Consider the following 11,156-nt stretch of genomic DNA (forward strand, 5'->3'; position numbering starts at 1 on the left):
GTGGGCCCGCCCCATGTGGGCCCGCCCCATGTGGGACAGGCCCACACCACCGTCACCGGCGCTCGGTCACCCGGACCACCCGCAGGGCGGGCGACGACATGATGTCCTTCTCGCAGAAGCGGGGCGTCACCCACTTCTCCCCGGAGAACAACCGGGTCTGGTCGCTGAAGTGCGGCGAGTTCGGGTTCGAGGACTGGGAGTACGTCAGCAGCGTGCGGGCCACCGGACAGCGGCTGCCGTCCCAGCCCACGGCCTGGATGTGGCTGGAGCCGAAGGTGACGTCACGGTAGCCGCCCTTGGCCGTGTCCCAGACGGGCTCGATCTTGTTCCACACCCCCAGGGACTCGGTGCCACCGCCCACGGGGAGGCGCTGCCCCTTCCGTTCGACGTACTGGTGGTCCCCGAGCCGGGCGTCGAGCGCGATGCCCGCCGCACGCAGCTCCGTCACCGTGTCGGCGAGGGCCGTGGTGAAGCCCGGCGCGTCGGTGTTGAGCGTGTTCGGGGTGCCGACCGGGTCGGCAGCCGAGAACGGGACCTTCCAGAGCTGCGCGGACGGAACCACGGTGCGCAGCTTGCGCCAGAGCCGGTCGAAGAGCAGCGCGCCCCGGCTGTCGCTGTTCATCGTGCGGTCCCAGGACGTCAGCACACCGCAGGCCTGGCTGACGTCAACTGCCGTGCCTCCGCTGCCGGTTGCCGTTCCCCCGGGCAGCGCCGCGCACGCCTTGGCCGCGTCGCCCGCGGCCAGCTCGCCCGCGGTCGAGTGGTTCGCGAACTGCTGCCGCTGGAGATCCCCGACGGTGAGCCCGCCCTTCGCCGCCAGGTCCGCGACATCGGCGACGGCACCGCGGGTCCGCACCGAGGCGGCCGTACGGACCGGTCCGAAGACCCGCTCGTAGCCGGTGACCGGCTGGTCGAGGTTGGCGAGCCACGCACTGTCGTTGGAGTTCTCGACGTACGGCGCGTCCTTCAGCGTCGGCATCTTCGAGGGCCCGAAGATTCCGGGCTGTACGGCGTCGGGGTCGCTGCCGAGTGCGCAGTCGGCGCGCGAACCGTCGAGGACCGCGATCCCCGCCGACGGATAGGTGACCTTGCCGAGCGGAGTCGAGCAGCGCGTCGCCAACTCGTCGGTGATCCGGGGGAGGACCTGCGACTGGGTGAACAGGGAGTGCCCCGAGGAGTCGGCGGCGACGGTGTTCACCCAGGGGATGCCCTGGCTCCGGCCGAGCGATTCGACGACATCGCCCGTGTCGCGAGCCTTGCTGAAGCCGAGAGAGGTGTCGAAGAGACGCAGGTTCTGCGCGTTCGGGTCGTTCAGCGCATAGGCCGTCGTCGTGGTCCAGGGCAGCGGGAGTTCGCCGCCGGGGGACACGACCACGGGGCCGTACCGGGTCCACCACTGGGTGCGGGTCACCGGGGCGCCGTCCTGCACCGGGACGGTCACGGTCCGCCGGATCATCCGCTCCGGCTTGCCGTCGACCAGATACGTCGTGGGATCGGCCGGATCCAGCTTCAGCTGATGCAGGTTGAGCGGAATGCCGGTCGACACGGTGTGGCTCCACGCCACATGTGCGTTGTAGCCGATGGAGATCGTCGGCGTGCCCAGCAACGAACCCCCGGAGACGTTCAGTTCACCCGGGATCGTCTGCTGTGCCTGCCAGAACCGGCGTCCGCCCTGCCACGGGTAGTGCGGATTTCCCAGCAGCAGGCCGCGTCCGTTCGCTGTCGTACTGCCGTTGAACGCGACGGCGTTCGAGCCCATGTCGGTGATGCCGAACAGCTCGCGCGCGCCTGCCGCGGCCGACCGGGCGTCCGGGACGCGGGCATCGGTGCCGGCGGCGGAAGCGGCCGGCGGCCCTGCGGCGGTGATCGCGTCCACGAGGCCGCCCTGGCCGCCCAGGACGGAGAGCGCGTACGCGCGCGTGGCGACATCGAGTGTGGTGACGGGGCGTACCCAGGCGGCGCCCGCGCAGGCAGGGTCGGTGATCCGCTTCTGCTTCAGCCATGCGTTGTAACCGGCCGCCCAACCCTTCATGAGGTCCCGGACCGCGCGGCTCGGGCCTTGGGGCGCGGGCTGCGCAAGCAGTCGCTCGACCGTTCCCGTCTCCCGCACCCCGCGGAAGTACAGGTCACTGGAGAGGTTGTCGGAAGCGTCGGAGAGCGAGAAGTCCGTGGCCGCGTCGGGCCCGAAGTAGCGCGAGCGGTCGCCGCGCAGCGTGACGAAACCGTCGGCGAGCACGCACACCTGGTCGGCGGCCTGCGCCCACCCCGTGCCGAAGCCGAGGTTCGAGTAGTCCTTAGCGACAATGTGCGGAATGCCGTACTCGGTGTAGCGGATCACGGCGGACAGTCCGCCGTGCGACGGATGCTGCTGTGGGCTCTGGCGTTCTGCCGCGGCCGCCGGCAGGGCGGTGGTCGCGGTGAGTAAGGCGACGGCCGCGACGACGAACCGTCTTAAGCGGGTGCGCATCGTGCCTCCCAACGTCATTGAGGGAAGGAGCGGTTGAGCGTACCAACGGGTATGCGCCTTGACCTCCGTCAGCGCCACAACCAGGATCATGTGTCATGACGCCTGGACACGGCAGCACGGTTGACGCGATCCTGCGACGCAGCGCCCGGCGCACCCCGGCGCGCACAGCGGTCGACTACGGCGATCGCTCCTGGACGTACGAGGAACTCGACGAGGCCGTCTCGCGGGCGGCGAGTGTGCTGCTCGACCAGGGCCTCGCCCCGGGCGACAGGGTCGGCTCCTACGGCCACAACTCCGATGCCTACCTCATCGGCTTCCTGGCCTGCGCCCGCGCGGGCCTGGTGCACGTACCGGTCAACCAGAACCTCACCGGCGACGACCTCGCCTACATCGTCGGCCAGTCCGGCAGCGCGCTCGTCCTGACCGACCCCGGCCTGGCCGGCCGGCTCCCGGACGGCGTCCGTACGATGTCGCTGCGCGACGCCGACGACTCGCTGCTCGCGCGGCTGGCGCAGGCGCCCGCACACGACGGCCCGGAGCCGCGCTCCGAGGACCTGGTGCAGCTGCTCTACACATCCGGCACCACGGCCCTGCCCAAGGGCGCGATGATGACGCACCGGGCGCTGGTGCACGAGTACCTCAGCGCGATCACCGCCCTCGACCTCAGCGCGGGCGACCGCCCCGTGCACTCGCTGCCGCTCTACCACTCGGCGCAGATGCATGTGTTCCTGCTGCCGTACCTCGCGGTCGGGGCCACGAACATCATCCTCGACGCGCCCGACGGCGACCGGCTGTTCGACCTGATCGAAGAGGGCCGCGTGGACAGTCTGTTCGCCCCGCCCACCGTGTGGATCGGCCTCGCCAACCGCCCGGACTTCGACCGCCGTGACCTCGGCGCGCTGCGGAAGGCGTACTACGGGGCGTCCATCATGCCGGTGCCCGTGCTGGAACGGCTGCGCGAGCGGCTTCCGAAGCTGGGCTTCTACAACTGCTTCGGGCAGAGCGAGATCGGCCCCCTGGCCACGGTTCTCGGACCCGGCGAACACAAGGGCCGGATGGACTCCTGCGGCCGTCCCGTCCTGTTCGTGGACGCCCGGGTGGTCGACGAGGACGGGAAGGACGTACCCGACGGCACGCCGGGCGAGATCGTCTACCGGTCCCCGCAGTTGTGCGAAGGCTACTGGGACAAGCCGGAGGAGACCGCCGACGCCTTCCGTGACGGCTGGTTCCACTCCGGCGACCTCGCCGTGCGGGACGCGCACGGCTACTTCACCGTCGTCGACCGGGTCAAGGACGTCATCAACTCCGGTGGTGTGCTGGTCGCGTCACGTCAGGTCGAGGACGCGCTGTACACACATGAGGCCGTCGCCGAGGTGGCCGTGATCGGCCTGCCCGACGAGCGCTGGATCGAGGCCGTCACGGCAGTCGTCGTGCGCCGCGGTGAGGTCACGGAGGACGACCTCATGGCGCACGCCCGCGAGAAGCTCTCCCACTTCAAGGCCCCGAAGCGGGTCCTGTTCGTGGACGAGCTGCCGCGCAACGCGAGCGGGAAGATCCTCAAACGGGAGCTGAGGGACCGGTTCGCCTAGTCAGGTCGGCCGGCAGCGCCCCCAAAGGGCGCGGGGCTGTGTCGCTATGCGGCTCCGCCGCGATGGGGGAGCGACCAGCCACGACGGCGCCGCAGCGAACAAACGACACATCGCGGCCCCGCGGCGGAGCCGCCTATCGACACAGCCGGCGGAGCGCCTACGTGCGCAGGTCCACGATCCGCCGGATCTTGCCCACGGACCGCTCCAGAGACTCCGGGTCCACGATCTCGACGGCGACCGACACGCCGATGCCGTCCTTGACGGCCGCCGCGATGGCCTGAGCGGCGGCGTCCCGCGTCTCGGGGGACGCGTCGGAGCGGGCCTCCGCGCGGACGGTCAGGGAGTCGAGGCGGCCCTCTCGGGTGAGACGGAGCTGGAAGTGGGGCGCGACACCCGGAGTGCGGAGCACGATCTCCTCGATCTGGGTCGGGAACAGATTGACGCCGCGCAGGATCACCAGGTCGTCGCTGCGGCCGGTGATCTTCTCCATCCGCCGGAAGACACGGGCGGTCCCCGGCAGCAGACGGGTCAGGTCCCGGGTCCGGTACCGGACGATGGGCATGGCCTCTTTGGTGAGCGAGGTGAAGACGAGTTCCCCTTCCTCGCCCTCCGGCAGCACCTCACCGGTGATCGGATCCACGATCTCGGGGAAGAAGTGGTCCTCCCAGATGTGCAGCCCGTCCTTCGTCTCCACGCACTCCTGAGCCACGCCCGGCCCGATCACCTCGGACAGCCCGTAGATGTCGACCGCGTCGATCGCGAACCGCTCCTCGATCTCGCGGCGCATCTGCTCGGTCCAGGGCTCGGCGCCGAAGATGCCCACGCGCAGGGACGTGCCGCGCGGATCGACGCCCTGCCGCTCGAACTCGTCGAGGATCGTGAGCATGTACGACGGCGTCACCATGATGATCCCGGGCTTCAGGTCCTGGATCAGCTGGACCTGGCGGGCCGTCATACCGCCGGAGGCGGGGATGACCGTACAGCCGAGTCGTTCGGCGCCGTAGTGGGCGCCGAGCCCGCCAGTGAACAGCCCATAGCCGTACGCCACATGTGCGATGTCGCCGGGACGCCCGCCCGCCGCCCGGATCGACCGGGCCACCATGTCCGACCACAGGGACAGGTCGTTGTCCGTGTAGCCGACCACCGTGGGACGTCCGGTGGTGCCGCTGGAGGCGTGGATACGGCGGATACGGTCCCGGGGTACCGCGAACATCCCGTACGGATAGTTCTCGCGCAGGTCCGCCTTGGTGGTGAAGGGGAAGTGCGCCAGATCGGCGAGGGAACGGCAGTCGTCGGGATGGACGCCCGCCTTGTCGAAGGACTCCCGGTAGAAGGGCACGTGGGCATAGGCATGTCGCAGCGAGGTGCGCAGCCGCTCCAGCTGGAGCGCCCGCAGTGCCTCCGCGTCGAGCCGTTCCCCCGAGTCCCGGAGGTCCTCCGCCGTGTTCGCCATGTGCGCACTCCCTCACACAACCGCATCAATCCGGACGACCGATCATTCGGTCGACTCGCTCTAGATCAGTAACCCAGGCCATCTGACCTCAGGCAAGGGCTCTGGCGCCGATTTCTCGGCGAACCCCGTTGCGGGCCGGTGCGCCCGGGGCCGAGGATCGGGCGCATGCCGATCTTCAGCGCGCCCGACGGCACCCGGCTGACCTGTCACCTGCGGGGTGACGGGGAACCGCTCGTCGTCCTGCCCGGAGGGCCGATGCGGGCCTCCTCCTACCTCGGCGATCTGGGCGGACTCGCCGCTCACCGCCGGCTGGTGCTGCTCGACCTGCGCGGCACGGGCGACTCCGCGGTGCCGGTGGACCCGGCGACGTATCGGTGCGACCGGCTGGTCGACGACGTGGAGGTGTTGCGGGCCCACATGGGTCTGCACCACATGGACCTGCTGGCACACTCGGCGGGCGGTGCACTGGCGACCCGGTACGCGGCCCGGTATCCGGAGCGAGTGTCACGGCTCGCACTGATCTCCGCGGCCCCGCGGGCGATCGGTATGCCGCCGACGGCCGCGGACCGCCTGGAGGCGGCGCGGCTGCGGAAGGACGAGCCGTGGTTCGCGGGGGCCTTTCCCGCGTTCGAGGCCTGGCTGGGCGGTGCGGGCGACTTCGATCCGGCCTTCGTGCCCTTCTTCTACGGGCGTTGGGACCATGTGGCTCGGGCCCATGCGGCGCGTGAGGAGGACGAGACGAACGACGAGGCCGCCGACCTGTACGGCGCGGACGGCGCCTACGACCCGCCCGCGACCCGGGCCGCCCTGACCCGCCTTGCCGCTCCGGTCCTGCTGTACGCCGGTGAGCTCGACGGTGGGCCTCGGCCCGCACTCGTCCGCCGCGCCGCCGGCGCCTTCCCGAACGCAGAGTGGGCGGTCCAGCCAGGCGCCGGCCACTACCCCTGGCTGGACGACCCGGAGTTCTTCGTACGCCGCGTCGCCGCCTTCCTCGACGGGAGCGGAGGGGCCTAGCCGCCGCAGAGCAGAGGGAGGACCGCCGCTCCCGCGGTTACGCCGAGGAGATCAGCCGGAGTTCTGAGGTCCGTACGCCGTCATGAAGCGGTCACGGAAGGCGTCCATACCCCAGCGCGGCCCGTCCGGGGCGGGCTTGAGGCCGTCCGTCCAGCCCCAGTCCGAGATCCTGTCCAGCACCTTCTGGTCACGGGCGACGATGGTGACCGGCACGTCCTTGCTCCGGTCGCCCGCGGTGACCGTCGGGACGGGCTGGTGGTCGCCGAGGAAGACGAGGACCGTGTTCTCGTCGCCGTAGCGTTCGAGCCATTCGGTCACACTGCGCAGGGAGTACTCGATGGCGCGCCGGTACTCGGTGCGCACGCTCTCCGGGTTCTTCCAGACCTCCTTGGGGTCCTTGCCCTCCTCCTTGATCCCGTGGAAGACCGAGCCGTCGCCGAGGTCGTCCCAGTCGATCATGCGGGCGACGGGTGCCCAGGGGTTGTGGCTGGACGCCAGGATGATCTCCGCCATGATCGGCCGGCGGTCCTTGCGGCCGTGCTCCAGGCGTTCGAAGGCCTCCATGCTGAACTGGTCGGGCACGGGCGTCCAGCTGAAGTAGGGGCCTTGATAGCCGAGGTGCTCGGAGTCGTAGATGTGGTCGAGGCCGAAGAACTTCCCCTCCGGCCAGGCCCGCCGCACCCCGGGCACGATCCCGACCGTCCGCCAGGCGCCGGTCTTGCCGAAGTAGTTGGTGAGGTTCGTGCGATCGCTGGTGGTCAGGCTGCGGTAGCGCTGCTGGTTCTTGATCCACAGGCCGGACAGGAAAGTCGAGTGGGCCAGCCAGCTCCCGGCACCGGTGATCGGTGACCTGAGCCAGGCGCTGCGCGACGCGAACCCGGCCGCGTCGAGGGAGCGGGTGCCCTCCTTGAGGACCGCGTCGATCTGCGGTGCCATCGCGGGGTCGTCGATGGCGACCCTGCCGTAGCTCTCGATGAACGTGAACAGGACGTCCTTGCCGCGCAGTCCGGTGAGCAGCTGGTCCGGGGGAGTGGCCGCGAACGCGTCGACGGCGGCCTGCTTCTCGAAGACCTCGGCGTCTCTCAGGCCCGCGCGCACCTGCTCCACCCGGTTCCCGAGGAACTCGGCGTTGCCCTTGGTGGCGACCTGGACGCCGGCGACCTGCACGCTCAGAGTGACGCAGGTCATCCACGCGGTGCCGAGGATCAGGGTCGTACGGGCGGCGGCGGGACGGTGGCGGACCATCAGGTTCGTGAGCCGCACCGTCGCGAGCGTGGTGAGGACCAGTACGGCGACGAACAGGACGATCACCGCGACCACGGCGAGTACCTGGCCGGTGCGGCCGAAGGACTCGCGGAGGAAGTCGGTCGCGTCGTCGAGCAGTATCCAGTCCAGGACCAGGTCGAAGGGGCGGGCCAGCACTTGGTAGAAGCCCATGTCGACGAACTTCAGGACGGTGAGCAGACCGAGGGACGCGCCCGCCAGCACCGCCATGATCCGCCGGGGCCTGGGCGGCAGCGCCAGCAGCAGACCGGCGAGCAGGACGCCCTCGGCCGGGATGCGCAGGAACGCGGCGAGGTTCAGGCGTTCGAGCCGGTTGGGTACGAGGAGGGCGAAGAGGACGAGAGCGGCGGCCAGGACGGTCGTGCCCACGGTCACGCCACGGGCCGTACGGGGGTACTTCCGGCGCCAGCCGAACCAGCCGGCTGCCCCGGGAGCGGCTTCGGAAGCGGCTTCGGGGGCCTCGGTGTCGGGCGCACCGCCTTCGAGCGCCTCGACGTCCGATGGCTCGGCGTCCGATGGCTCGGCGTCCGTTGTCCCGACGTCTGTTGTCCCGGCGTCCGATTTCCCGCTGTCAGCCGTCCCGTCTTCGGCGTCCGGCAGCTGACGAGAACGAGTGACGTGCTGAGACACGAAGGTCCTTCCGTGCGAAACCCGGCGATGGTGCGGCGGACCGGATCAGACCAGAACCCGTTCCGCCACCATCAGTACGGTCGCACGTCACCTGCTGTTCAAACAGGCGAACCGCTGCACCCCGGATTCGGTGCCCTCCGGATCACCGGTCCGCCACCACCGCCACCTCCCGCGCCCACCGGTAGTCGGCCTTGCCGCTCGGCGACCGCCGGATCGCATCGGTGATCACCAGCTGACGGGGGATCTTGTAGCCCGCCAGATGAGAACGGCAGTGTGTCTGGATGTCGTCGAGGGACGGCTGCCGCGCGCCCTCGCGCAGTTGCACCACGGCCGCCACGTGATGACCCCACTTCACGTCCGGCACCCCGGCGACCAGTGCGTCGTAGACATCCGGATGGGATTTGAGCGCCTGCTCGACCTCTTCCGGGTACACCTTCTCGCCCCCGGTGTTGATGCACTGCGAGCCGCGGCCGAGGACCGTGACGACACCCTCCTCGTCGACGGTGGCCATGTCGCCGAGCAGCACCCAGCGCTCGCCGCCCTTCTCGAAGAAGGTCTCGGCGGTTTTCCCCGGGTCGTTGTAGTAGCCGAGCGGGACGTGCCCGCACTGCGCGACCCGGCCCACCTCGCCGACGGTGACCGGTTCGCGGGTCGCCGGATCGACCACCTGGGTGCGGGAGTTGACGCGGATGCGGAAGCCGCGCTCGGGGCCGGAGTCCTCCGTCGCCGTGCCGTTGAAGCCGGACTCGGAGGAGCCGAAGTTGTTCAGCAGCAGCACGTTCGGGACGAGCGCCTGGAACTGCCGGCGCACCGTGTCCGACATGATCGCTCCCGACGACGACACGCTGAACATCGACGAGCAGTCGGTGCCCTTCATGGGGCCGCTCAGGGCGTCGATGAGCGGCCGCAGCATCGCGTCGCCGACGAGCGACACGCTGGTGACCTTCTCCCGCTCGATGGTGCGCAGCGCCTCCTCGGGCACGAACTTGCGGTGCAGCACGATCCGTTGGCCGAAGTTGAAGCCGATGAACGCCGTCAGCGTGGACGTGCCGTGCATCAGCGGGGGAGTGGGGAAGAAGGTGATCCCCGATCCGCCCGCCGCGACCCGCTCGGCCAGCTCCTCCGGCTTCTTGACCGGCTCACCGGTCGGTGCGCCGCCGCCGAGCCCGGAGAAGAACAGGTCCTCCTGGCGCCACATCACGCCCTTGGGCATCCCGGTGGTGCCGCCGGTGTAGATGATGAACTGGTCGTTGCCCGAACGCGCCGGAAACCCGCGCTCCGGCGAACCGGCGGCCTCGGCCTCGTCGAAGGGCACGCCCAGCGAGCCCCCGGCTCCCACGCGCACCAGATGCCGCACCAGCTCCGTCCGTGGCAGGGCCGCCGCCACCCGGTCGGTGAACTCGGCGTCGAAGACCAGGGCCACCAGGTCCGCGTCCCGGTAGAGGTAGACCAACTCCTCTTCCACATAGCGGTAGTTGACGTTGACCGGCACGATCCGCGCCTTGAGGCAGCCGAGCACCGTCTGTAGGTACTCGACGCCGTTGTAGAGATACAGGCCGAGGTGCTCGCCCGGGCGGATCCCGCTGTCGAGCAGATGGTGTCCGATGCGACTGGCCGCCGCGTCCAGCTCCGCGTACGTCAGCCGCCGCTCCGCCCCCGTTCCGGGATGGTCGATGTACACCAGCGCCTCACGGTCCGGCACCACGTCGACGACCGACTCGAACAGGTCGGCAAGGTTGTACTCCACGGTCCCTCCTGACCTCGCTGCCCCTCGGTTGCCGGTCATCAGAGCAAAGGGCGGCACAACTGGGAAGGGTCCGCGCAACAGAAATCTGACTGAGTGTCAGAAAACTCTTGAAGTGCTTCGCCGCCTCCTGCAACCTGTTCTCGTTCTGTCAGAGGGGAGACGGTCGATGGGTGGCACGGAACACCTCGCCGTACGGCGGGAAGGCGCCACACTGGTGCTCACGCTCAACAGGCCCGAGGCCAAGAACGCGCTCTCGCTGCCCATGCTCGTCGGCCTGTACGACGGCTGGATCGCGGCCGACGAGGACGACGAGGTCCGCTCGATCGTGCTGACCGGCGCGGGCGGCGCGTTCTGCGCGGGCATGGACCTCAAGGCCCTGGCCGGCCAGGGCATGGAGGGGCAGCAGTACCGGGACCGGCTGAAGGCCGACCCCGACCTGCACTGGAAGGCCATGCTGCGGCATCACCGCCCACGCAAACCGGTGATCGCCGCCGTCGAGGGTCACTGCGTCGCGGGCGGCACCGAGATCCTCCAGGGCACCGACATCCGCGTCGCGGGCGAGACGGCGACCTTCGGGCTCTTCGAGGTCAGGCGCGGGCTGTTCCCGATCGGCGGCTCGACGGTCCGGCTGCAACGGCAGATTCCGCGCACGCACGCCCTGGAGATGCTGCTCACCGGCCGCCCCTACAGCGCCCGGGAGGCCGCCGGCATCGGCCTGATCGGGCACGTCGTGCCCGACGGGACGGCGCTCACCAAGGCCCTGGAGATCGCCGAACAGATCAACGCCTGCGGCCCCCTGGCCGTCGAGGCCGTCAAGGCGTCGGTGTACGAGACCGCCGAGATGACCGAGGCCGACGGGCTCGCCGCCGAACTCAAGCGCGGCTGGCCGATCTTCGACACCGCCGATGCGAGGGAGGGTGCCCGCGCCTTCGCGGAGAAGCGACCGCCCATTTACAAGCGTGCGTAGACGCT

At 70.1% G+C, this 11,156-nt stretch carries 7 protein-coding genes; 3 read left to right on the forward strand and 4 right to left on the reverse strand.

The window, feature by feature from the left end; all coding sequences use genetic code 11:
• Nucleotides 1–52 precede the first annotated feature (52 nt).
• Nucleotides 53–2,467 (reverse strand): penicillin acylase family protein, encoded by a 2,415-nt coding sequence (locus KCH87_RS40595; protein WP_210592934.1) that lies wholly within the window; start codon nt 2,465–2,467, stop codon nt 53–55.
• A 95-nt stretch (nt 2,468–2,562) separates the two neighbouring features.
• On the opposite strand from KCH87_RS40595, the gene KCH87_RS40600 reads away from it, so the two are divergent.
• On the forward strand, nt 2,563–4,056 hold the full coding sequence (locus tag KCH87_RS40600; RefSeq protein WP_210592935.1) for an acyl-CoA synthetase: 1,494 nt from the start codon (nt 2,563–2,565) through the stop codon (nt 4,054–4,056).
• 157 nt (nt 4,057–4,213) lie between these two features.
• On the opposite strand, the gene paaK is transcribed toward KCH87_RS40600, so the two are convergent.
• Nucleotides 4,214–5,509 carry a phenylacetate--CoA ligase PaaK gene (paaK, locus tag KCH87_RS40605; RefSeq protein ID WP_210592936.1) on the reverse strand — a complete coding sequence of 432 codons (1,296 nt, stop codon included), beginning with the start codon at nt 5,507–5,509 and terminating at the stop codon, nt 4,214–4,216.
• A 165-nt stretch (nt 5,510–5,674) separates the two neighbouring features.
• Between paaK and KCH87_RS40610 the strand changes: the two genes are divergently transcribed.
• The gene (locus KCH87_RS40610; protein ID WP_210592937.1) at nt 5,675–6,523 is read left to right on the forward strand and encodes an alpha/beta fold hydrolase; all 849 of its coding nucleotides are present in this window, start codon (nt 5,675–5,677) and stop codon (nt 6,521–6,523) included.
• 51 nt (nt 6,524–6,574) lie between these two features.
• On the opposite strand, the gene KCH87_RS40615 is transcribed toward KCH87_RS40610, so the two are convergent.
• Nucleotides 6,575–8,437, reverse strand: a complete 1,863-nt coding sequence (locus tag KCH87_RS40615; RefSeq protein ID WP_210592938.1) for a sulfatase — start codon at nt 8,435–8,437, stop codon at nt 6,575–6,577.
• Between the two features lie 142 nt (nt 8,438–8,579).
• Nucleotides 8,580–10,184: an acyl-CoA synthetase gene (locus KCH87_RS40620; protein WP_210592939.1), complete on the reverse strand. Its 1,605-nt coding sequence runs from the start codon at nt 10,182–10,184 to the stop codon at nt 8,580–8,582.
• A gap of 166 nt (nt 10,185–10,350) precedes the next feature.
• Here KCH87_RS40620 and KCH87_RS40625 point away from each other — a divergent pair, with 166 nt between their 5' ends.
• Nucleotides 10,351–11,151 (forward strand): crotonase/enoyl-CoA hydratase family protein, encoded by an 801-nt coding sequence (locus KCH87_RS40625; RefSeq protein ID WP_210592940.1) that lies wholly within the window; start codon nt 10,351–10,353, stop codon nt 11,149–11,151.
• Nucleotides 11,152–11,156: the final 5 nt, after the last annotated feature.

The sequence above is a fragment of the Streptomyces sp. GESEQ-35 genome (genome assembly GCF_017948485.1).
Classification (GTDB): Bacteria; Actinomycetota; Actinomycetes; order Streptomycetales; family Streptomycetaceae; genus Streptomyces.

Bases quoted from the DNA above. Each gene is read 5' to 3' on its own strand.
- KCH87_RS40595 (WP_210592934.1), bottom strand. From the start codon at position 2,467: ATGCGCACCCGCTTAAGACGGTTCGTCGTCGCGGCCGTCGCCTTACTC.
- KCH87_RS40600 (WP_210592935.1), top strand. From the start codon at position 2,563: ATGACGCCTGGACACGGCAGCACGGTTGACGCGATCCTGCGACGCAGC.
- paaK (WP_210592936.1), bottom strand. From the start codon at position 5,509: ATGGCGAACACGGCGGAGGACCTCCGGGACTCGGGGGAACGGCTCGAC.
- KCH87_RS40610 (WP_210592937.1), top strand. From the start codon at position 5,675: ATGCCGATCTTCAGCGCGCCCGACGGCACCCGGCTGACCTGTCACCTG.
- KCH87_RS40625 (WP_210592940.1), top strand. From the start codon at position 10,351: ATGGGTGGCACGGAACACCTCGCCGTACGGCGGGAAGGCGCCACACTG.